The sequence below is a fragment of the Streptomyces luteogriseus genome (genome assembly GCF_014205055.1).
In the GTDB taxonomy this organism is placed as follows: domain Bacteria; phylum Actinomycetota; class Actinomycetes; order Streptomycetales; family Streptomycetaceae; genus Streptomyces; species Streptomyces luteogriseus.
In genome coordinates this window covers 8,010,765-8,033,033 of record NZ_JACHMS010000001.1, presented here as the reverse complement: position 1 = coordinate 8,033,033, position 22,269 = coordinate 8,010,765, and the positions used below count along the sequence as shown (strand labels likewise).

Here is a 22,269-nt window from a genome sequence, read left to right as displayed (position 1 = left end):
TCAGGTCTGCCGGGCGTGCACGGGACTGTGGGCGATGTCGTCCGGGCACGGGCCGTGCGGCTCCCGCGTGCGCCGGTCGCGGCGCCAGTCGTACGCCGCCAGGGCCAGGGACGCGGCCATGCCGAGGAGCCCGGCGGCCATCGCGACGAAGAGGGCGCCGCGGTAGTCGTCGCTGCTGTTGCCGAGCACCAGGTAGTAGAGGCCGGGCAGGGCGGCGGTGCCCACCGCGGCACCGAGCCGCTGACCGGTCTGCAGGGCGCCGCCCGCCGCTCCCGCCATGTGCACGGGCACGTCCCGCAGCGTCATGGTGATGTTGGGGGAGATCACGCACCCACCGCCGACGCCGCCGAGGAACAGGACCGGAGCGGCGATCCAGGGCGCGACGTCGAGGGGTGCGAAGCGCAGCAGCAGCGCGGTGCCGCCCAGCCCGAGGATCACGCCCGTGAGCCCGCCCACGGTGAGCAGGCGGCCTAGCCGGTCCACGAGCCGCCCGGAGACGGCGGCGGCGACGGCCGAGCCGAGGGCGAAGGGGGTCACGGCGAGGCCCGACTGAAGCGGGGAGAAGCCCAGACCGTGCTGGTAGAAGAGGGCGAACACCAGCCAGACGCCGCTGAAGCCGATGAAGTAGAGCGTGCCGACGCCGGCGCCCACGGCGTAGCCGCGCACGGTGGTGAACAGCCGCGGGTCGAGCAGCGGCTGGGTACCGCGGTCGACCAGGCGGCGCTGCCGGCGGGTGAAGACGAAGAGCAGCGCGGCACCGGCGGGGAACATCCACCACAGCCGGGTGAGGCCGCCGGACTCCGCCTGGACCAGCGGGTACATGAGCGCGAGGACACCGAGGCCGAGAAGCAGGACACCGGGCAGGTCGATGTGTTCCCGTCCGGAGCGCCGGGTGCGGGGCAGCAGGCGGCGCCCGAGGAGGACCGCGAGAATGCCGATGGGGACGTTGACGTAGAAGATCCAGCGCCAGCCCTGGGCGCCGTCGGCCAGGGCGAGGATCAGGCCGCCGGTGAGGGGGCCGACGGCGGAGGAGATGCCGACGGTGGCGCCGAAGAAGCCGAAGGCCCGGCCGCGTTCGCCGCCGCGGAACATCTGCTGGATGAGCGCGGAGTTCTGCGGGGCCATGAAGCCGGCGGCCAGGCCCTGGGCGAGCCGGGCCACCACCAGCAGGGTGATGTTCGGGGCCGCTCCGCAGGCCGCGCTGAAGAGCACGAAGCCGCTGAGGGCGATCAGGAAGATGCGGCGCCGGTCGAGGGCGTCGCCGAGGCGGCCGGCGGTGACGAGGGCGAGGCCGAAGGAGAGGGCGTAGCCGGACACCACCCACTGCACCTCGGCCGCTGAGGCGTGCAGCTGCTGCTGGACAGTGGGCAGGGCGACGGCCACGATCGACACGTCCAGCAGGCTCATGAAACCGGCGACCAGCGTGACCCACAGGGCGCGCCACCGGTTCGGGTCCGGCTCATACCCGTCCGGCTGCCCGCCCTGGTTCCGGCCGCCCGCCGCCGACGCTGTCACTTGGGCTCCTTCCACCCGGCACGCACCCGGCGGAACAGGTTCCCCCGCCGGGGCGGGAGCACACTCCCGCCCCGGCGATCCTCCCGGACGTCGCGGTGGCCCGCGACCCGGCCTGAGCGCCCGCTCATCACGTTCCGTGATCAATCGGACGCCGCGCGAAGGAGGTCGTTTGAGCACGCGAGATTCGTGCAGGCGTTGTGCTTGGAAGGACGACCGGCGAAAGGAACCACGTGATGGCGGCGCCCGACAACGACGAGTCGGTGGATCCCGCGGCTGTGAGACGACACCGCGTGCTGTTCCGGGCGATCGAGAAACGACGTCACCCGAAGCTGCGCCGCAGCGACATCACGGTGACCGACGACGCGGCGGTCAAGCGCGCCACCAAGGCCGCCGCCCTCGGCAACGCGATGGAGTGGTACGACTTCGGCATCTACAGCTATCTGGCGTCGACGATCGGGAAGGTCTTCTTCCCCTCGGGCAGCGACACCGCCCAGTTGCTGGGTTCCTTCGCGACGTTCGCGGTGGCCTTCCTGGTGCGTCCGCTCGGCGGCATGGTCTTCGGGCCGCTCGGGGACAAGGTCGGCCGCAAACGCATCCTCTCCCTCACCATGATCATGATGGCGGTGGGGACCTTCGCCATCGGTCTGGTCCCCTCGCACGCCGTGATCGGCCTGTGGGCCCCGGCCTTGCTGATCTTCTTCCGGCTGGTGCAGGGCTTCTCGACGGGCGGGGAGTACGGGGGCGCCTCGACGTTCATCGCGGAGTACGCGCCCGACAAGCGGCGCGGCTTCTTCGGCAGCTTCCTGGAGCTCGGCACGCTCGCCGGCTACGTCGGGGCCTCCGGCCTCGTCGTCGTCCTGCAGATGCTCCTCAGCGACGACCAGATGCTGTCGTGGGGCTGGCGCGTGCCCTTCCTGGTCGCGGCCCCGCTCGGCCTCATCGGCCTCTACCTGCGGCTGAAGCTGGACGAGACGCCCGCCTTCCAGAAGCTGGAGGGCGGCCAGGCCAAGGCGACCGAGGCGGCCGACGCCGTGGAGACCTCGGCGGCCGCCGACCTCGGGAAGATCTTCACCCGGTACTGGCGGCCGCTGCTGCTGTGCCTCGCACTCGTCGCGGCGTACAACATCACCGACTACATGCTGCTGTCGTACATGCCGACGTACCTGTCCGACGAACTGGGCTATGGGACCAACCACGGGCTGCTGATCCTGCTCGTCGTGATGGTGCTGCAGATGTGCGTCATCAACCAGGTCGGACGGCTCTCGGACCGTTTCGGGCGCAAGCCGCTGCTGATGACGGGGATGCTCGGCTTCCTGTTCCTGTCCCTGCCGTCGTTCCTGCTCATCCGGCAGGGCACCATCGCCCTCATCACCCTGGGCCTGCTGCTGATGGGGCTGTCGCTGGTGGCGATGCTCGGCACGATGTCGGCGGCCCTGCCGGCGATATTCCCCACGCAGGTGCGCTACGGGTCGCTCTCGGTGGCCTACAACCTGGCCACCTCGGTCTTCGGCGGCACGACGCCTCTGGTGATCACCGCTCTGATCAGCGCTTTCGACTCGACCCTCATGCCGGCGTACTACGCCATGGGTGCCGCGGTCATCGGTGTCATCGCGGTGCTGTGCATGCGGGAGACCGCCAACCAGCCGCTGGCCGGCTCCCCGCCGTCGGTGGAGACGGAGGCGGAGGCGGAGGAACTCGTCCAGGCGCAGTCCCCCCAGCCCAGGTTCTGAGCAAGGGTGAAACGCCCCGTCCGCACCTTTGCGGGCGGGGCATTTCACGGTTGGCTCCGGCCAGCCCGGGAACGCGGTGCGGGCCACGACTCCCGAGGTGAGGTCGGTAGGACGATGACCGAGTACGAACGTTCCCGCACGATGCCCGCGCAGCCGGAGCACGTCTTCGACCAGGCCGCCGACGTCGGCCGGCTGAACAGCTGGTTGCCGGAGGCCCTGCACGTGGAGGCCGGGGAGCTGCCCGCCGTCACCGTGCACGAGGACCGCACCGATGAGGACACCTCCGCCGTGCTGCGTGCCCGGCGGCAGCAGATGCGGCTCGAGTGGGGCACGCGTGACCAGGGCGGCTACGCGGGCTGGCTGCAAGTCGCCGGTCTCGACGGCGGCGCCAGCGAGGTGACCGTGCACCTGTCGTTCTTCGACGCCGGCCACGACCCGGGCGAGCAGGCCGTCGGCGACGCCCTGGACACCAGCCTGCGGCGGCTGGAGGAGCAGGTACGGCTGCACGTCGACCACCCGGCGGGCTGACCCACCGCGGCGCGCACGAAGCGGTACCCCGTCACGGCATCCGGGCGGTGTTCCGACGAGGAGGGGCAGCCGGCGCCTGGTGCCCCTCCGGTGAGGTGCACGCCCGGGAGGAGGGCCGCGACGCGAGGGTCTGCGTCCTGTCCCCCGGCCGGTCCGCCTTCCGCACATCGGCCGACCGGATACCTTCCCGGAGTCCGGCGGCGCCGCGGAGCGGGTGCGGCGCCAGTGCCCGCGCTGTGCCCCGGCGGCGGGACGCCGGGGGCCCGACGCCCCGCCCGCGGTGGCGGCGGATCGATCCCCGGCCGTGAGTGACCGGCGCCGGCAGACGGGAAAGCCGTCGACCCGACGCCGGCGCGCTCCATGTGCGCATCCGCTGTCGGCCGCCGGTGACGGAAGCTCAGCGTTTCCCGGAGTCGTCCCGTCCGCCGCGCCGCGCCGCCGCGGCGACATCGCGCATGGTCAGCAGAAATCGCCGCACCACCGCCAGTTCCGCCGCGTCGAACGACCGCATCGAGCCGACCATCTCGTGGATCAGCGGCCCGAAGAAGGACCAGCCCAGCCGGACGGCCTCGTCCTGTACGACGAGCAGCACACGCCGGCGGTCCCGGGTGTCCCGCTCGCGGCGCACCAGCCCGAGCCGCTCCAGCCGGTCGACCAGGGCAGTTATCGACGCCGAGTTCACTCCCAACTGCGCCCCCAGCCACCCGGGGGTGGCCCGCACGCCCTCCCGGCCGGCGTCGAGCAGGTGGATCAACGCCCGTACGTCCGTGGGATGGAGCCCGTTGCGTCCGGCGAACTCGGCCGCGAACAGGTCCAGTTCCATCGTCACGGCCCGCAACAGATGGACCAGTTGCAGACCGGGATCCTGGTCGTCCATGCTTCACTCCCCTAATGTCTCGCATATCGAGAATATCGGTGAGCGAGTCATACGGGTGGGGACATGGATGACACGGCAGCGTTCTTCGCGGCGTACGACGCCGTCCTGCGACGGTGGCCCGTGGAGGTGGACAGCGTCGACGTCCCCACCCCCTACGGCAGCACCCGGGTCCACGTCGGCGGACGTGAGGACGGTGCGCCCCTCGTTCTCCTGCCCGGCGGCGGAACGACCTCGACGGCCTGGTTCGCCAACGCCGGCGCCCTGGCCTCCACCCACCGGCTGTACGCCGTCGACCTCATGGGCGACATCGGCCGGAGCGTGCACGACGGAGCACCGCTGCGCGGCGCCGCCGACCTCACGGCGTGGCTCGACGCGCTATTCGACGAGCTGAAGCTGGACGGCGCGCACCTGTGCGGCCACTCCTACGGGGCCTGGATCGCCCTCAACTACGCCCTGCACGCGCCCCATCGGCTCGGCAGGCTCGCCCTGCTCGACCCGGTCGGCTGCTTCACCGGCATGAGCCCGCGCTACCTCGCGCACGCCCTGCCGATGCTGCTGAAGCCCACCCCCGGGCGGGTGCGCGCCTTCCACCGGTGGGAGACGGGCCGTGACCCCGAGGATCCGGTGTGGCAGGCGTTCCTGGAGAGCACCGCCGCTGCCCGCCGTTCGAAGGTCGTGGCCCTGCGGCGCCCCGCCCCGCGGGATCTCGCGGCCTGCACCGTCCCGGCGCTGGTCCTCCTGGCCGAACACAGCCGGGCCCACCATCCGCGGCGTGCGGCGGCCGCCGCACGCCGGCTCGTGCCCGGGGCGAGCGTCGTCATGCTGCCCGGCTCCTCCCACCACTCCCTGCCCACCGAGCGACCCGCCGAACTCAACCGGCTGCTGACGGAGTTCCTCGCCTGACCTCGGCCGGTCCGTGTCCGTCCCCCTGGCGCGCGACCCCGTCGGCACTCGGCACCGGCGACGGCCCGCCGTCCTGGCCGTTGCACATCGAGGCCGCGCCGCACGCGCCGCCCCGGGGGCGGATGGGGACGCCGTTGGTCCGCAGGACCTCGCGGACGTCCAGGATCAGGGAGAACACCTCGCGGTTGCGGTCCTCGCCCTGCTCGTCCCAGGCCCGCTGCTCGGCCTCGACGGCCATCCGGTCCTCGGCGAACACCCGCTCGGTGAAGCGCCGGATGAGCGGCCAGGCCAGGTGCAGAGCGCCGGGGATCCGCGGCTTCTCGATCATGAGCAGGCCGAACGTGTGGCACCGGCGCTGTTCGGCGTCCTCGGGCACGTAGGCGACCCAGAGGCGGAAGGCCGGCCGTTCGGCGTTCTCCGGGACCAGGTCGAGGGTCTGGTACGGGTACGCGGTGCGGATCGTCATGACGTCCCGGGAGTCGCTGCCGCCGATGCCCTCGGCGGCCAGCAGACCGGCCCCGCGGTTCCGCTTGCCCCCGGCGTGGCTGAACAGGTACCGGGCCTCCACCGACCGCTCGTCGGTCCGGAAGTCGAGCAGTTCGGGGTGGAGCCTGCCGACCACGCCCCGGTGCAGGAACTGGTGGTTCATGTCGAGGAGGTTCTCGTGCATGAACGAGTAGTGGCAGCGCACGGTCCGGGAGTACGTCATCGTCCTGTACCGCGGCGAGCCGAACGCCGGCAGGTCGGGCAGCGGGGTGACGGCCGCCTTGTCCGGGTCGCCCGGGAACACGAACACCAGGCCGTACGCCTCGTGGACGGGGTAGCCGCGCACGCCGCGCGGCGGCCGTCCGTCCCCCTTGGAGAGGTACGGGATCTGCGAGATGCGGCCGTCGCCCCGGTAGGCCCAGGCGTGATAGCAGCAGCGCAGCGCCTCGCCCTCCACTACGCCCATGCTCAGCGGGACCTGGCGGTGGGCACACCGGTCCTCCAGCGCGTACACGGTGCCGCTCTCCCCGCGGTAGAGCGCGATGCGCTCACCGGCGAAGGCCGTAGCGAACGCCCCCTTGCTGCGCACGTTCTTCGACAGGGCGACCGGGTACCAGAAGTCCGGGTTCGCCCCGACGCGCCGGAGGTCGACGACGCCGGTACTCGGGTCACGGTGCTCCGAGGGCCATTCGGCCCCGGCAGAGAAGGTCCCGGCCTCGTCGGTCTCGGTCATACCTCTCCCTCGCGCGTACGGGCAGCGACAGCCGCGCGTCGCGTCAGGCAGCACCGAGCTGCCGATGCGGGCGCCCCGGCATCGTCCATCCTGACCGCGGCACATCGCCGGCGCCTTGCGGTGCGTACGGACGGGTGACTAGAGGTCGAGCGCGGGGAGAGCTGCCAGGCCGGTGTCGAGCATGACGCGGTCCACGGTCTCGCTCAGGGTGCTGTCGGCGCCGATGACGGTCTCGACGCCGCCGGGCAGCAGGTCCAGTTCGCGGTACCACTCGCGCAGCTGCGCCTCGCCGACCTCGTGCGCGATCGGCTTGGTGGCATGACGGAGCAGGGTCTGCTCGAACGGCACGTGGAGGTAGTACGCGTGGGTCGGCCCGCGGTGGTCGGACCGCAGCCGGGTGAGCATCTCGCCGTAGTGGTCGGCGTACAGGATCCCCTCGACCACGACGTGGTACCCGGCGTCGAGGGCGTAGCGGGCCGTCAGATCGATCAGGCCGATGTTCGCCGCGCCGGGCCGGTCCCTCTCCCGCAGCACGATCCGGCGCAGATTGTCCTGCGCGACGAGCGCCAGCCCCCGCCCGAATCTCTCCCGGATCCCGGCCGCGACGGACGACTTCCCGCTCCCGCTGTTACCCCGCACCACGACCAGTCGGCTCTGCCCCGTTCCCACCATCGCGGAGGCCGGACTACGAGGCACGGTACGGGCGTTCAGGGCCCGCGTCGGCCGTCATCGGCGCGGGTCTCCGCCCCTGGGCCGGCCCTGGCGGCCACAGCCACGGGCGTCTGCGGGTGCGGCCCGCGATGTCCGAGCCGTGCTCGGCCGCCACCGTCGTCATGACCGGCCACGCGAGGAAGGTCGTGCCGAGCTGGGCGACGGCCCCGTCCGTGCCGATCGCGACGACCGCGAACACGGCGGGGAAGGCGAGCACTCCGACCAGCGCTCCCGCGAGGGTGAGTCCCCACGGGCGGGTGACGACGCGGGACGCGAGGGCCAGTCCGCCCGCGAGGATCAGCCCCGTCAGCACGCCGGCGAGCAGGCTTCCTCCGGTGAGGATCCCGCCGTAGCGCAGGTCCCGGTCGGCGAGCCGGGTGTCCCCGCCGGGGCGGAGGAACTCCACCAGGGCCACCCCCAGGGCGAGAGCGGCCCACGGAAGGACCGGAGCGCACGCCATCAGCGGGCCCACCCGCACACCGCGCCCCACGATGCCGCGTCTCTCGGCGCGCTCCACGTCAGGGCCTCACCAGTCCGCCGACCCACCAGTCGTGGGGGCGTCCGTCGTTGGCGATACCGCGGCTGCGCAGTGTCCCTTCGACGGTGAAGCCCAGCCGTTCGGCGACGGCGCGCGAGCCGGTGTTCCCGGTCATGGCCCACCATTCGATGCGGTGGACGTCGAGCGTGGCCCACCCCCACTCGCACAGCGCCCGCGCGGCCTCGACCGAGTAGCCCCGGCCGCGCTGCTCCTTGACCGCCCAGTAGCCGAGTTCGTAGACGCCCTGGCTGACCTTGGTGAGGCAGTAGGAACCGACGAGGGCCGCGCTGTCCTTGCGGAACGCCCCGAGGATGTAGTCCTTGTCGGTGGCCCAGGCCTCGGGCCACTCCGCGCAGACCCTCTTCTCGGCGTCCTGCCGCCGGAACGGCACGGGGACCGGTGTGTAGAACTGGATGTCCTCGTCCTGGCAGGCGTCGTGCACCGCGTCCACGTCACCCGGCTCGAAGGCCCTCAGCACGAGACGCCCGGTCTCAAGTGTCACTGGATCCACCGCGTCAGTATGAGCGCCGCCCAGGGACCACGACCAGCGAATATCGCCGCGGGTCCGGCGACCGCGCGTCTGCCTGGGGGTGCCGGAGTCGTGAGTCCGCATCGCCATGAACCTGATCCTCGATCCGCGACGGCATGATGCTGACGAAGCTGGCCAGGATCGCCGTGCGCGAGCACCGCGACAGCGTCGGCGGCGCACCGCGGAGCGGATGAGAAGGACGCGGGGCACGCCGGGGGCGGCGTTCCGCCCCCGGCGTGCCCCGCGCGTCACTCCTCGTCGCGCAGCCGGGCCGCCAGGGACACCAGCGACTCCGTCTCCTCGGTGTGGCCGAGCGCGGTCAGGCGGGTGATCGCCGCGTCCAGACGGGCGAGGGCGGGGGCGGGGCGTTCCAGGTAGAGGCCTTCCACGGCACCCGCGAGGCGGACGCACTCGGCCCATTCGCCGGCCCGGTCGTCCTCCCGTCCCGGCTCGCCGAGCAGGGCGAGGGCCTTCTCCAGGGCCACCAGGGCGTCCTCGTACGCGCCGGCGTAGGCGTTGACCCGCCCGTGTTCGTAGGCCAGGGCCGTGTCCAGGGAGCGGCCGTGCGCCTCGTACCCGGCGGCGTGGGCCGCGTCGGCGACCCGGCCCGCGTCGGCGAGGAGGGCGAGGGCGTCGGGCAGGCCGTCCGCGCCCTGCCGCTGCGCCTGGAGACGGGCGACTTCGCGCAGGGAATTGCTGAGGTGCTCGTAGCGCGGCTCCCGGGCGTGGGCGGCGAGTGCCTGGCCGGCGGCCTCGCGTGCCCGGCCGAACTCCCCGGACTCGGCGAGGAGTACGGCCGTCTCCGCGGCGATCATGGCGTGGCTGCCCGGGTCGTCGCCCCAGCCGGCCGATTCGGCGGCGAGGGCGACGAACTCCGCCGTGGCGGCCTTGAGGTCCTCCCCCGCATGCAGCGCGCGGGCCCGGGTCAGGCGCAGCTGGGCGACGAGCCGGTCGTCCAGCCCTCCGGCGGCCACCTCCGGTTCGGCCAGCAGGGAGTCGAGCAGCGCGATGCAGTCCTCGACACGGCCCAGATCGAGGCTGAGCTGGGCCGCGTTGCTGTAGGTGCAGTACGCGTCGGTGCGGCTGCCGTGGCGCAGGTCCAGCTCCGCCGAGCGCGTCAGGTGCCGCAGCGCCTCGTCGGGCCGGCCCAGGCGCAGACAGGTCTCGGCCAGATCGGTGTGCAGGCGGGTGGCGCCGACTGCCTCGGCGGGCCAGTCGGCGGCCAGGCGCAGGCCCTCGGCCAGGGCGGTGTACGCGGCCTCGGGGTCCTGGAGGACGAGCTGGAGCCGGCCGCGCAGGCCGCACGTGCGGGGCAGGTGCCAGGCGGGGCCGTGCGCCCGGAGCCGTTCCAGAAGGGCGTCGGCCTCGGTGACCGCGGTGGGCAGGTCGCCGGAGATGGCGTACGTGGTGGCCCGCAGCAGGTGGGCGATGGAGATCTGAACGGCGAGGTCGTGCCGGGTGGCGAACTCGCGCAGCAGGTCCGCCTCGGCGAAGACCGCCGTGACGTGCTCCTGGCTCCCCGTCGTCTGCAGGCGCTGGGCGAGCGCGGACGCCCGCAGCCGCAGCAGGCGGGCCTCCTGGTGCGGGGTGAGGCCGGGCGTCTCCTCGTGCATGCGGACCATGGACGCGTGGGCGGCGGTCAGCCGGGCGGCCTTCGCTTCGGGTCCTCCGGCCTCTCCCTCGGGTCCTCCATCGTCCTCCGCCGGGATCTCGGCGGTGGCGAGCAGGAAGCAGGCGTGCGCCAGGGCGGCGTCCCCGGGTGCGCCGGCGTCGTCGTACAGGGCCGCGGCCTCCTCGTGCAGGGCGGCGGCGTCGGCGAACTCGTCCCTCTCGTACGCCCGGTTCGCCTCGTCGGTCAGCAGGTCCGCGCGCAGTCGGGCGAGCGGGCCCACGGCCGGGTCGTCGGGGTGGGTGTAGTCGCGGGCGGCGACGAGCGTGCGCAGCCGCGCCCAGCAGGCCCGGGCGTCCGGGTGTCCCTGCTCGTCCGCCGCCCGTGCGCGCAGGACGAGCTCGGGGAGCGTGTCGGGGACTGCGGCCACCGGGCGGGCGGGGGCCGCGGCGACGGGGGCTGCCGGGGCCACGTCGTCCAGGCTGCGGGTGCGCAGGGTCAGCTCCAGCGTGTCCAGGAGCGGGGCGCGGTCCAGACGGGTCCTGCGGCGGTCGGTGTGGGTGGTGGTGCCGTTGCGGGCGTCGAAGCGGGCGGCGAGGTCGTCGGCGCGCCCCCTCACTTCGGTGCGCAGGCCGGTGACGGTCCAGGTGCGGCCCGCGTATCCGGCGGCCGGCAGCTCGCCGTGGTCCAGAACCTCGACACGCTGGAGGAGGACCTCCACGCCGGTGAGGAAGTCGAGCTGGTCGAGCGGCGAGTCGACCTCGTCGAACAGGTTCCGGTTCTCGGCGAGCAGTTCCAGGCCCCGGGCCTCGTTGCCGGTCAGCGCGCAGAACTCGAGGTGCCGTCCGACCTCTCCGGACATCGAGGGGTTGCGGCGGCAGCCGCGGTAGCCGGCGAGGTGCAGGTCGCGGGCCCGGTCGGAGCGGCCGGTGCGCAGCAGGGGCAGCAGCGCGTACGACAGGGAGCGGGCGGGCTCCTCCTGGCAGGACTCCTTGCCGGCCAGGACGGGCTCCCAGGCGCGCAGGGCCCGCTCGTCGTCGCCCGCCGTGAGGTGGTACAGGGCGCGCTCGCAGATCTCGCAGGCCTCGCAGTCGCTGAGCCGGGTGCGAGTACGGCCCGCCCACAGCTCGTAGGCGAGGGTGGTGTCCTCGCCTACGTGGGCGGCGAGCTGGTACGCCTGTCCGTAGTAGGGGTGGAGGCCGAGGCCGGCCTTCTCGTAGCGGTCGCGCATCTCCGTCAGCCACTGGCGCAGGCTCGCCAGCGGTATCTCGGGCAGGGCGCGCAGGGCGTTGGCCACCCACTTGAACCGCCAGAACAGCAGGTGGCGCAGGTTGTCGTTGAAGACGTCGGGCTGCTCGTCGAAGAGGGTGAGCAGGCGGGCGAAGACGACGGGTGACTTCCGGGGTTCGGAGCCGTAGGTGTACGCCTCCTGGAGTTCGAGGAGGGTGCGGACGAGCGGGAGGGGCTCGGCGAACCGCTCGGCGACGTCGACGAGTTCCTCGGCCGTGACGGTGCGGGTGCGGCCGTAGGGGCGGCGTTGGTTTTCCTGGAGCGCCTGGTACAGCTCGTCCGTGTTCTGCGGTTGGGGTGTGGTCGGCATCGTCAGCTGTCCTTGCGGAGGGCGTGGGCGAGAAGGTCGAGGAAGGAGCGGTTGATGAGGCTCGACTCGGCGGGCCTGAGCGGGCGCCGGGACAGCATCGCGGCCTGCCCGTAGAGGGCTTCGGCGCTGGTGCGGGCCAGCTCGGGCTCGTCGATCGAGACGGCCGTGCGGACCAGCGGGTTGAGCTGGTTGAGGATCAGCTGGGCCCGCGGCGCCTCCTGGCGGAGGGCGCCGAGGATGTCGCCCCACAGGCCGCCTTCCTGCTCTCGCGCGAGCTGGGAGCGGGTGCGCTCGTGCCGGGCCTCGCGGCTGTCGATGAGCAGGGCGGGCGCGGAGACGGGCTGGAAGGTGCGCAGGGCGACGTCGCAGTCGAAGACGGCGAGGGCATCGCGGGCCTGGGCGAGATAGGCCGCCGCGGCGAGTTCCGTCTCCCGGTCGACGGGGTCGAGGTGGGCGGTGAGGGTCGCCGGGTCGAGGTCGGCGACGGTGGCCTCGGGCCTGATCTCCGGCAGCCGGTGGACCAGTTCACGGTCGTAGGTGTAGCCGCCGTTGACGACGCCGAGCCCGGCGGCCGAGGCGATCGCCGCGACCTGGCGGAACTCCTCCACGCTCGACGTGACGAGCACGGTGCGGTGGGTGCGTGCGAACTCGTCCAGGGTGGTGTGCCCGTCGGTGGTCTCGAACGGCAGCCAGGGCAGCAGCATTCGCAGGATCTCGTCGTCGTGGACGGCGAGGGACTTCACGGCCAGGTGGTGGGCCTGGAGGAAGCGGCCGAGCAGGTCCGGGTCGCTGGCGGCGACCCGGGCGATCCAGTCGCGCAGCCGCTGCGCGAGGGCGTCGCGGACGGCGGCGAGGGTGTCGTCCTCGTACAGGGACTCCCTGGACGCCGTCGGGCGCAGGCTCTCGGCGTCGACGACGCAGCGCACGAAGAACGCCCACTCGGGCAGGATCTCCTCGGCCTGCTCGGACAGCAGCATGCCCTTGACGTGCACGCGGTGTCCGTGGCGGCGGCCGGCCGGCACGGTCTCGGGCAACACGCACGCGATGCCCTTCAGGCCCACGGCCGGCAGGTCCAGCTCGATGGTGTCCAGCGGTCTGAAGCCGAAGACGTCCTCGCCGTAGGCGGCCAGGGCACGGGAACGGGCTCCCGGGGTGGGGTGGGTGCGGGCCCAGGGGGCGGGTTCGGGGTTGACGGACACGCCCGGAGCGTCCGTGACACCGCCGGTGCCGGCTGTGGTTCCGTCGTCGAAGGTCACCGGATGGCGCAGCAGGGAGCCGAAGTGGCGGGCCAGGGCGTGTACCTGTGCTGGGCGAGTCCACTCCCCCGCGTCGGCGCGCGGCGTCAGCGTGACGGTGGTGCCGGGCCGGGGGCGGGCGGAGGCGGGCAGGGTGCGGACGGTGTAGCTGCCGTCGCCGCGGCCGCGCCACTCCACGGCGGGTGCGTCGGGGGTGCGGGCGGAGCGGCTCAGGACGTGGATCTCGTCCGCGACCAGGAAGCAGGAGAGCAGGCCGATACCGAACTGGCCGATGAAGTCGGCGCGTTGCTCGGCGATCCGGTCGGCGCGCTTGCTGCTGCGGCCGATGGTGGCGAGGAAGCTGTGCACGTCGGCCTCGGTGAGACCGACGCCGTCGTCCTCGACGCGTACGACCGACCCGTCCGCGTACAGGCGGACGCCGAACGCGTCGGCGGGGGCGGCCGGTTCGAGGGCGTGGCGGGCGGTCAGCGCGTCCACCGCGTTCTGCATCAGTTCGCGCAGATAGACGCGGGGGCTGGAGTAGAGGTGGTGGGAGAGGAGGTCGACGAGGCCGCGCAGGTCCACCTGGAAGGTGCGATCGGCGCCGGGTGCGTTCGGGGCGGTGTCGGGGAGAGTCATGAGGCAGTCCGGGGTGGGAGGGGTGACGGGAGGGCGAGTGGCGCGCGGGAGGCACCGGGGCCGGGCGGGTGCGCGAGGCATGGCGCGCGGAGACCGGGCGTTTCAGCGCGGGCGCTCGGGATCGGACTCGGGCGATGGGGCTCGAACTCGGGCCTGGCCGTGAGCGCCCGGGCTCGAACTCGGGTGTGCGCGTGGGCCCTTCGAGGCCGGAGGCTCAGGCGCGGCGGTGCCGGCGGGCGAACTGCTTCTCGGGCTCGGCGAAGAAGACCCAGGGCCACGTGGTGTAGGCACCGTCCAGCGTCTGGAAGACGCGCCGGACCGTGTGGCGCTCACCGGCCAGGGACAGGGCCATGGCGAACATGTTGAAGTCCTGCTGCCAGCCCGGGCGCCGCACATAGGCGGGGTGGAGGATGCTGTGGTCGGCCGCCTCGCGCAACTGCGCCTGGATCTCGGAGGTGACGAGGTAGTCCCCGCGGTCCGATTCGACCCACTCCTCGATGTAGGCCATGGCGATCACGCAGCCGAGGCGGTGCCCGTGCGGGGCGCGGGCGAACGCTTCCTGGGCGAACGCCAGGGCCTGCCCCGGCTCACCGCCCCAGCGGGGCTGCAACTGCGACAGCCACTCGATGTGGGTCTCGGTGTCCAGCGGGTCGCGGCGCAGGGCGGCGTCGCGGCGGGCCTCGTTGACGGCGGGGCCCAGTGACATGCCGCGGCCCGAGGTGAGGAGCCGGCGCCACGGTGTGACCCAGTCCGGCCGCAGCTCGGCGGCCTCCAGCAGGTGTTCCTCGGCGATCTCCAGCCGCTCGTGGAAGACGCGCCACTGGTCCTGCGTGACGTTCACGGCGCGCTCGGCGGTACGCGCCTCCCAGCCCCAGGAGATGTGCCGCGCCCCTGATATGAGCAGAGCCGTCGCCCGGTGCTCCTTGTCCTCCTCGACGGCCCCGCCGATCCAGTCCTGCACACCGTCCAGCTCGGCCAGTTCACCGAGGACCGCATGGTCGCGGCCGAGGTCGAAGGGGGCCAGTGCCGCCTTGACCGCGTCCCAGTCACCCGCGTCGGCCGCCTCGATCAGCGCGAGCACCCGCGTGTCCCCCAGCGCGCGCAGCGTGTACATCCCGTTCTTCTGCCTGCGCGGCACCGGAAGGGCGTACGGATCCGCCGCCGGTCTCTCCGCACTCCTGCCGAACAGCTTGCCGAACATGCCGCGCCCTCCCCTGTCCCGCGTGATCTTCCGGTGCAGCATAAGGGGACCCACCGACAGTCCCTCCACCGGGTTTTCACGGGTGCTTCACCAGCTCACGCCCGGGTTCGGCGCAGGTCAGCTCCCGGGGACGCGCAGGGCCAGGACGGCGACGTCGTCGTCGTTGCCCGCGGGGCGGACACGGCGCAGGAGCTGGTCGGTGAACGAGGCCAGGGGCCGGTGGGCGAGGGCGGCGGCGTGCTGGCGCAACCGGTCGAGCCCTTCATCGAGGGTGCGGCGGGGCGCCTCGATGAGGCCGTCGGTGTACAGCACCAGGGTGGAACCGGGCGGGAGCTGGGTGGTGGCGTCCGGGCGCCGGGTGCCGGTCTGCGTGCCCAGGAGGATGCCGTGGCCGTCGGTGAGGTACTCGGCCAGACCGTCCCGGCTGATCAGCAACGGTGGGGGGTGGCCGGCGTTGGTCCAGGACAGTTGCCAGTGGCCGTCCTCGGCCGGTTCGATCCGGGCGAATATGGTCGTGGCCATGTCGACGTCGGTGATGTGCTGGATCGCCTCGTCGAGCCGTTCGACGATCCGGCTGGGCGGTTCGTGCTGGGACCAGGCGTAGGCGCGGAGCATGTTGCGGACCTGCGCCATGCCGGCCGCCGCCTCCAGGTCGTGGCCGACGACGTCTCCGATGGCCAGGGCCGTGGAGGCGTCGGACAGGGGGAAGGCGTCGTACCAGTCACCGCCGACCTGTGAGGCGTCCGGGGCGGGCAGGTAGCGAACGGTCATCTGCAGGCCGGAGACACCCGGCATCTGCGGCAGCAGATGGTTCTGCATCGTCTCGGCGACCTTGCGCTGGCGCTGGTACAGGCGGGCGTTGTCGAGGGCGAGGCCGGCACGGCGGGCGATGTCCTCGATCAGGGGCAGGTCCACGGGTGTGAAGGGCGCCGGGTTCTCGTCGCGGCCCAGGGTCAGCGCTCCCAGGACCGCGCGGGTGCTGCGGATGGGCGCGATGGCCGCGGAGTGCATGCCCGTGGCGTCGAACAGGCGGCGCTGCTCGACCGCGATGCCGGAGTCCGGTGCCCCCTGGTAGGTCTGCGGGCCGGCCAGGTTGGAGGCGACGCCGCGCAGGGCCCGGGACAGCGGCATCGGGGATTCCTCGGGGACCGGCGGCATCGGCCCCTGCAAGTCCTCGCGGTGCGTGAACGTGTCACCGTCGGCGTGGACCACGATGGAACGCCACACCTCGTCGCGCTCGGTGATCAGGTCGACGACCACCCAGTCCGCGAGGCGGGGCAGGACCAGGGTCACCAGCCTGCGCAGCGCCTCGTCGACGTCGAGCGTGGAGGTCAGCTGCGCGGTGGTCTCGGCGAGCAGGGCCAGCCGGTGCAGCTCCGACAGCGGCTGGGCCGCGAGATCCAGCGGCGGGGCGGGGGCCTGTTCCTGGTCGGGGGTGTGGAAGACGACGAGCGTGCCGGCGTGGCGGCCACCGACGTCGTACGGCGTGATCAGCCAGGAGATGGGCAGCAGGGTGCCGTCGGCGCGGGCGAAGTGGTCCTCGTCGGCCTGGGCCGTGCGTCCGGCGTGGAAGGCCTGCCGCATGGCGCACTGGGTGCGGGGCAGGTCCTCCCCTTGCGGGCCGCGGTGCAGCAGGTCGTGCGCGTCATGCCCGATCAGGTCGTGGGTGGACCGGCCCAGGAGCTGTTCGGCACGGGTGTTCGCGGCGATGATGCAGCCTCGCTCGTCCACGACGTAGGCGCCGGCGCCGATGGCTTCCAGCGTCCCGGCCAGCACGACGGACGCTGTCGACACGGGCGGCCCATGAACGGTCTCCGCGTGGTCCGGCCCCGTCATCGCGGCCTCCCTGCTGATCAGGCCGGCGTCCCTGTCACCGGCATGCCCTGCTTGCTTGCCTTCCCCGTATGCCCCCACGACAGCAGATTCCACGTCGCCCGGCCACGCGCGTCCTCCTCGTGGGCCGTGCGGGCCGCTGAATCGCGGTGCCGGGGTGCCGGGGTGCCGGGGTGCCGGGCGGGGCGGGACGGGACGGGACGCGGCGCGGAGGAGCGGGGCGGAGCAGGGCGGAGTGGGGCGGTCAGGAACGCGCAGCAGCCGCATCGCGTTCGCCGCGATCGTGTCGGGAGGCGGTTCCGCGATCGTGTCGGGAGGCGGTTCCCCGCGACGGCCCTTCCCCGCTCGTCCGGCTCCAGGGGTCGAGCGGGGCGAGTCGCGAGCCGAGAGCAGCGTCTTCGGCATGCGGCGGCCGGTGCTGCCGCCGCTACGCCGGGGCAGGCCGCACGCCGGGTGTCCCGGTGGCGCCGTTTCGGTGCGGAGCGGGCGACCACGCAACCGGTGCCCCCGAAGACCGCCACGACCGCGGCGCACGGTCGGGATGCCCCTCCCCGAGAGCACAGGGGGGACTCACCGTCCGCCCTCCCGGAACACGACGACCGGACAGTCGACGTGCTGGGCGCAGTGCTGGGCGACGAGCCCCAGCAGCAGCCCCGCGAATCCCCCGGGCCCCCGGGCCCCCGGCTGCCGACCACGCGCAGAGAGGCCTCGCGGGCGGCACCGAGCAGCACGCTGGCGGCGGTTCCGTACTGGGCTTCGGCGCGTACCTCCACGGGTGGCCGCGCGCTCCCACGGTCTCCAGAGAGTCGACGCCCGGGCCACCACGCCGGTCCGCGGTCCCGTGGCTTGCCCTCCAGCCTCACGCCGACCGGCCCGTATGCCCACTCCGAGGGGTCCGGACGGGGCGGGCCGGGCGGGACCGGGACGAGCCCGGCCGGGGTGCCCGCTCGGGTCAGGCCGGGTCGACGTCGGTGCGCAACGGGTGGTGGTCCGAATACGGCGTCGGATGCACGCGGTGCCTGAGCGGGACGAAGCCGCGCAGGAACACGTAGTCGAACTTGCTCTGCCAGTCGGTGGTCGGCTGACAGGTGCCGGTGGGCGACGGACGGCACTGCGGGTCCGCGTCCGTGGCCAGTGCCCAGATCCCGCGCAGTTCGGGAGAGTCCGGCACGGCGTTGAGGTCGCCGAGCAGGATCGCGCGGTCGTGCCGGGCGATCTCTGCGGCGAGGACGCGCGTCTGCTCCGCCCGGACCGCCTCTTGACGCCGTTGGGCGAGGTGCGTGTTGAAGACCCGGACGGACCGGTCGCCCACGGTGGTGGTGACGGCCATGTACCCGCGGTCCTCGGAGCCGCCGTCGGGATACTCCACGTTGACGGGGTCCGTCATCGGTGCCGCCGAGAGGATCGCCTGGCCGAAGGCCCCCGGATTCCACGGAGTGCCTCCGCAGCGGCCCCATTTCCGAAGAACCGATCCGTACTCGACGTGGTAGACCAGCCCGTGGAGGTTCTCCAGATACTCCCGGATCCGCTCGACGTCACGCACACACGCTTCCTGCAGGCCGATGACCTGGGGCGCGGACGCGGCGATCTCCGCGGCCCTGTCGACGTCGCTCACCTCGCAGGGGTTGCAGATGTTCCACGTCATGACCCGGTTCGGGACGACGTCCCTGACGGCTTCCGCGGGCTGGGCTCCGGCGAAGAGGGCACCGGTCGGTGCACTGGGGCCGACCAGCACCATGAAGACCGCCAGCATAACGCCCGCGAACAACCGCACCCCCGTGCTCCTGCCGAGCACCCTCGCCTCCTCACGGTGAACCCACGTGGCCTCTGCGACCTCCATGAACGAGGTTATGGGACGGGGACGTCGGCGACACACGTCCTGTGCGATCTCGTGATCTCGACGGCCCACCCGCCGGGGGCAGGGCGGGGCGGGGCTGGTCTCCCGACGGGTCAGCGCGAAGGTGACCCGCTCACTCCGCACGATGAGCCCGACCATACGGGCGTGACCTGGGGGTATACGGCACCGTACGTTCCCGGAGGGCGGAAATGGACGGCGGATGCACAGGAACAGGAGCCCGCATCGCGCGCCGCGGCCTACGACGTTGGGCGGGACCTGGGTGAAGGGAACTCTCACAATTCCGGGAAGCCTCCGAGGCCCACGCCACACCCTCAGGTCCTGGCGCCTTCGACGGTGAGGGACCAGGCTGTGCGTAGGGTGGCCGGACTGGTGATCGACGCGGACGGTGAGGCATGGACTGGCAGAAGTTCGCCGAGGAGATGGCCCTGCTCGCGCGGAGCCTGCTGAAGCAGGACTCGGTGCAGCAGACGCTGGACGAGATCGCGATGTCGGCCGTGAAGCTGGTGGACGGCTGTGACGCGGCCGGGATCCTCGCGGTGCGCAAGGGCCGCGCCGTCACGCTGGCCTCGTACGGCGACATGGTCGAGGAATCCGACCGCCGGCAGGGCGAGCTGGGCGAGGGCCCGTGTTTCGACCTCGCCCGTCGCACGGACGAGGACCGGGTCTTCCGGGTCGCTGACATGACCCGGCCCCAGCCGGACTGGCCGCGCTACGCCGAGGCCGCGCGCGAACTGGGCATCGGCAGCATGACCGGGGTCCTGCTCTACACCCACGAGGAGGACTTCGGCGCGCTCAACCTGTACGCCCGCCGCCCGGGCACCTTCACCGAGGACATCGCGACCGCCGGCTGGCTGCTCGCCTCGCACGCCGCTGTCGCCCTCGCGGACGCCCGCACCATCGACCAGCTCGAACACGCCCTGGAGACCCGGCACGCCATCGGCGAGGCCATGGGCATCCTCAGGGAACGCCACGGGATGAGCGACGAGGAGGCCTTCAGCGTGCTGCGAAACATCTCCCAGAACCACAACATCAAGCTGCGCGACGTCGCCCAGCGGATCAGGGAGAAGCGCCCTGCCGATCCGGCGTGATCATCGAAGGGGCCACCGGCCCGTCGTGACGCTCGGCGCGAGTACGCGGAGACGGGCGGCCCTGGGGCGGCCCCGGACGCCGGCCGCGACGGCCGGACCGTGGAGCGCGGTCCCGTACCAGCCCCAACTCGCCGACACCACGCGTGACATCATCGCCGCGCTCGGCCTGCCCGGAGACAACCTCAAGACGTCTTGCGCCTGATGTCCTCCAGGGCGATGCGTCGGTTCCTCGGAGTCCTTCCCGGACGGTTCCCGGGTGAACTGCGGTAAGCGTTCATGGAGATGGGCACGGAGGATGGTCGTCGGCGTGGTCTGCGACGGTCCGCTCCGTGAGAACTCCGACCAGGGCCGAGGCGACGAGAGCGACGGCGCCGTCGTCGTCGTGGGCCAGTTGGCACAGAACCTCCTGCGCGGCGGTCCCCGCGAGCTCGACCAGCGCCTGGGCCAGGCGGATCCGCGTCGCGGAGTCCGCGGTGGGCGCGGCCAGTTCATCGATCAGGGCAGTCGTGATCCGGTCCGTGCAGCCGGGGTCCAGGGACAGCGTTCCCAGAACCTCCGCCGCGTCCACGTCGTTGGATCCCTCCACCACCATGCCGACGAGTGTGGGCACGGCCGCGGCCACCCCCTGCCTGCCCAGAGCCAGAGCCGCGTGCCTGCGCACCGTCGTGTCCGGGTCCCCGAGGGCGTCCTCGAGCACCGCGGCCGCACCCGGAGCCTCGGGCATCTCGGCGAGCGCCAGCACGGCGCGCCGCCGGACGTCGGCGTCCTCCGCGTGCATGCCGCCGCGCAACGCCGGCACGCCGTCGCCGCCCGAGCGGGCGAGCGCCCAGCGCAGGGCTCCCGCGACATGCGGGTCGGACTCGGTCAGGACCGCCTCGGCCAGCAGTTCGGGGGGTACCGGCACGTCCTCCGGCCGGGCCAGGACGGCCTGCTGTCTTTGGGCGGCGCTGGCCGAGTGGAGTTCCCGCATGAGTTCGGCGATGCGCAGCACTGCCTGCCAGTCGGTGGGCGCCGACGCGTCGATCGCGCGGAGCCGCTCGAGCAGCTCCTGTTCTCGCGCCAGGCGCTCCTCCGCCTGCCGGATGAGTTCGCCGACCAGGGCGGACGGCGTGAGGGCCGGGTCCTCCAGCGCGCGGCCGATCTGCTTGAGCGAGAGCCCGAGGGACCGCAGGCTCTCCACGTGGAAGATCCTGCGGACATCCTCGGCGGAGTACTCGCGGTAGCCACCGACGGTGCGGCCCGTGGGCCGCACCAGCCCCAGGGCGTCGTAGTGCCGGAGCATCCGTGTGCTCACCCCGGAGCGCCGGGCCACATCGCCGATCAGCAACCCCCGGCCTCCGAAGCCTCCGCGGCTCGTTCCGGACCGAGTGCGACCACGCGCCTCGCCTCGTCGAGGACCGCGTCAAACGCGGTCTCCGGGTTCTGCCGGAGCAGCTCGGTGGCACGGGCGTGCGCGGCCACCGCCGGGTCGGAACTCTCCGCGGCCCTCTCCAGGGCGGGCTTGATCACGTCGCCGAGCTCGGCCAAGGCCCGGCTCAGGCTCAGCTGCACCTTCCGGTCGCCGCGGCCGAGCTGCAGAACCAGTTCGCCGGCCAGCTCCTTCTCCTCGTCCTCGGGCACGAGAACGACCGCGACGCGCCACGCGGTCCGCGCGGCCTCGTCATCGGCGTCCCGCAGCATGTCGCGGGTGATCCAGGCCCAGGTGCTCCTGTCGCCGATCTTGGAGAGGGTGTGCAGCGCCTGGCTGCGGGCCTGGGTGCGCTCGGAGTCGAGCTCCCGGCGCAGCCGGGGCAGGGTGATCTCCGGCGGGAGACGGGTCAGCGCCCAGGACAGCGTGTCTCGTACGAAGAAGTCCGGCTCGACCGCGCACCGCTCGACGAGCGGCTCCAGGAACACGGGGTCGGGGTTCGAGCCGACCGCCATGGCCGCCTGAAGCCGGATCGACAAGTCCTGGGCGCTCAGGGCGTTGGTCACTCGGGTGTTCTGCGGCGTCACGTCGGTCGCGTTGATCGGGACCACCTCCTGCGCCCCAGTGAAAACCTTGTCACTGTGTCAAGGTCAAGTTCCTGACCGGCGAATCGAGGGATCCGGCGGTCACGGGGCAGAAGAAGGTGACCCGACCGCACCTCTCGCGGCCGCACTCCGGACGTTCCCGGAGCGGACATGGCGCTTCCCCTTGCCGGAACCCGGTGATGAGGCGAGGCGGCCGTCGGCCGGCCGACGCACGGCGGTGAACTCGTAGGCCTGGGAGAGTAGTTGAGGGGTGGTGAAGGACGCCCGGCACGGCCGCCTCACGCCCGTCCCGCACCTGTCGGGTCGGTCCTCGCCGAGCGGCCGGAGAAGTGTCCCGTCCGGTCGCGCCGCACCGGGCGGGACGATACTCCGCCGGTCGGCGCCGGATCATCCACGCCGCCAACGGCCCAGCCCTGGGGCAGTGGTGGCACCGTCGCCTCCGGCTCCAGCCTCAAACAGTGGACCCGGGAAGGCAGTTCGAACGTGTCGCGGCGCTTCACCGCGCAGGAGCCGCCGGAGACGCTGCCCTTGGCGTGGCGGCGCGAGCGGACCAGCAACGCCGGCGTGCGTCACGGCGCGCTCAGCCCGTGGTGGGCGACCTCGGCACCCGCGACTTCTCCACGCAGTCAACCCCGGTGAGCCG

18 protein-coding genes and 1 pseudogene are annotated in these 22,269 nt (G+C 72.8%); 5 read left to right on the top strand and 14 right to left on the bottom strand.

Going from position 1 to position 22,269, the window contains the following annotated elements:
• Complete coding sequence (locus BJ965_RS35655) at positions 1-1,515, bottom strand: MFS transporter (RefSeq protein WP_184915076.1); 1,515 nt, start codon at positions 1,513-1,515, stop codon at positions 1-3.
• Positions 1,516-1,748: 233 nt separating this feature from the next.
• On the opposite strand from BJ965_RS35655, the gene proP reads away from it, so the two are divergent.
• The 3 genes and pseudogenes from proP to BJ965_RS39680 form a co-directional block, all read left to right on the top strand.
• On the top strand, positions 1,749-3,245 hold the full coding sequence (proP, locus tag BJ965_RS35650; protein WP_184915073.1) for a glycine betaine/L-proline transporter ProP: 1,497 nt from the start codon (positions 1,749-1,751) through the stop codon (positions 3,243-3,245).
• 114 nt (positions 3,246-3,359) lie between these two features.
• Positions 3,360-3,773: an SRPBCC family protein gene (locus BJ965_RS35645; RefSeq protein WP_184915069.1), complete on the top strand. Its 414-nt coding sequence runs from the start codon at positions 3,360-3,362 to the stop codon at positions 3,771-3,773.
• Positions 3,774-3,782: 9 nt separating this feature from the next.
• Positions 3,783-4,081: pseudogene (locus BJ965_RS39680) on the top strand (hypothetical protein); the annotation flags it as partial.
• 89 nt (positions 4,082-4,170) lie between these two features.
• Here the strand turns inward: BJ965_RS39680 and BJ965_RS35640 are convergent.
• A complete protein-coding gene (locus BJ965_RS35640; RefSeq protein ID WP_184915067.1) occupies positions 4,171-4,650 on the bottom strand; it encodes a MarR family transcriptional regulator in 480 nt (159 codons plus the stop codon).
• A 63-nt stretch (positions 4,651-4,713) separates the two neighbouring features.
• Between BJ965_RS35640 and BJ965_RS35635 the strand changes: the two genes are divergently transcribed.
• Complete coding sequence (locus BJ965_RS35635; RefSeq protein ID WP_184915065.1) at positions 4,714-5,553, top strand: alpha/beta fold hydrolase; 840 nt, start codon at positions 4,714-4,716, stop codon at positions 5,551-5,553.
• On the opposite strand, the gene BJ965_RS35630 is transcribed toward BJ965_RS35635, so the two are convergent.
• The 10 genes from BJ965_RS35630 to BJ965_RS35590 all read right to left on the bottom strand — a co-directional run bounded on the left by BJ965_RS35630 (position 5,522) and on the right by BJ965_RS35590 (position 18,507).
• Complete coding sequence (locus BJ965_RS35630; protein WP_184915060.1) at positions 5,522-6,772, bottom strand: aromatic ring-hydroxylating oxygenase subunit alpha; 1,251 nt, start codon at positions 6,770-6,772, stop codon at positions 5,522-5,524. The genes BJ965_RS35635 and BJ965_RS35630 overlap by 32 nt on opposite strands.
• Before the next feature lie 138 nt (positions 6,773-6,910).
• Positions 6,911-7,444 carry a kinase gene (locus BJ965_RS35625; RefSeq protein ID WP_184917891.1) on the bottom strand — a complete coding sequence of 178 codons (534 nt, stop codon included), beginning with the start codon at positions 7,442-7,444 and terminating at the stop codon, positions 6,911-6,913.
• A gap of 13 nt (positions 7,445-7,457) precedes the next feature.
• Complete coding sequence (locus BJ965_RS35620; protein ID WP_184915057.1) at positions 7,458-8,000, bottom strand: hypothetical protein; 543 nt, start codon at positions 7,998-8,000, stop codon at positions 7,458-7,460.
• 1 nt (position 8,001) lies between these two features.
• A complete protein-coding gene (locus BJ965_RS35615) occupies positions 8,002-8,523 on the bottom strand; it encodes a GNAT family N-acetyltransferase (protein WP_313667545.1) in 522 nt (173 codons plus the stop codon).
• Between the two features lie 275 nt (positions 8,524-8,798).
• Positions 8,799-11,759 carry a hypothetical protein gene (locus tag BJ965_RS35610; RefSeq protein WP_184915054.1) on the bottom strand — a complete coding sequence of 987 codons (2,961 nt, stop codon included), beginning with the start codon at positions 11,757-11,759 and terminating at the stop codon, positions 8,799-8,801.
• Between the two features lie 2 nt (positions 11,760-11,761).
• Entirely contained in the window at positions 11,762-13,633 is a 1,872-nt protein-coding gene (locus BJ965_RS35605; RefSeq protein ID WP_184915050.1) for an HSP90 family protein, read from the bottom strand.
• Between the two features lie 214 nt (positions 13,634-13,847).
• Entirely contained in the window at positions 13,848-14,834 is a 987-nt protein-coding gene (locus tag BJ965_RS35600; RefSeq protein ID WP_184915047.1) for a hypothetical protein, read from the bottom strand.
• 117 nt (positions 14,835-14,951) lie between these two features.
• Complete coding sequence (locus tag BJ965_RS35595) at positions 14,952-16,670, bottom strand: SpoIIE family protein phosphatase (protein ID WP_184915044.1); 1,719 nt, start codon at positions 16,668-16,670, stop codon at positions 14,952-14,954.
• 567 nt (positions 16,671-17,237) lie between these two features.
• The gene (locus BJ965_RS40550; RefSeq protein WP_376777988.1) at positions 17,238-17,489 is read right to left on the bottom strand and encodes a universal stress protein; all 252 of its coding nucleotides are present in this window, start codon (positions 17,487-17,489) and stop codon (positions 17,238-17,240) included.
• Positions 17,490-17,619: 130 nt separating this feature from the next.
• Entirely contained in the window at positions 17,620-18,507 is an 888-nt protein-coding gene (locus BJ965_RS35590; RefSeq protein ID WP_184915041.1) for an endonuclease/exonuclease/phosphatase family protein, read from the bottom strand.
• 410 nt (positions 18,508-18,917) lie between these two features.
• Between BJ965_RS35590 and BJ965_RS35585 the strand changes: the two genes are divergently transcribed.
• The gene (locus BJ965_RS35585; RefSeq protein ID WP_184915038.1) at positions 18,918-19,613 is read left to right on the top strand and encodes a GAF and ANTAR domain-containing protein; all 696 of its coding nucleotides are present in this window, start codon (positions 18,918-18,920) and stop codon (positions 19,611-19,613) included.
• Positions 19,614-19,887: 274 nt separating this feature from the next.
• On the opposite strand, the gene BJ965_RS35580 is transcribed toward BJ965_RS35585, so the two are convergent.
• Together BJ965_RS35580 and BJ965_RS35575 are read right to left on the bottom strand one after the other, a co-directional pair.
• Complete coding sequence (locus BJ965_RS35580; RefSeq protein ID WP_184915035.1) at positions 19,888-20,940, bottom strand: HEAT repeat domain-containing protein; 1,053 nt, start codon at positions 20,938-20,940, stop codon at positions 19,888-19,890.
• Positions 20,934-21,632 (bottom strand): HEAT repeat domain-containing protein, encoded by a 699-nt coding sequence (locus BJ965_RS35575; RefSeq protein ID WP_184915032.1) that lies wholly within the window; start codon positions 21,630-21,632, stop codon positions 20,934-20,936. The genes BJ965_RS35580 and BJ965_RS35575 overlap by 7 nt, the downstream gene beginning before the upstream one ends.
• Positions 21,633-22,269 lie beyond the last annotated feature (637 nt).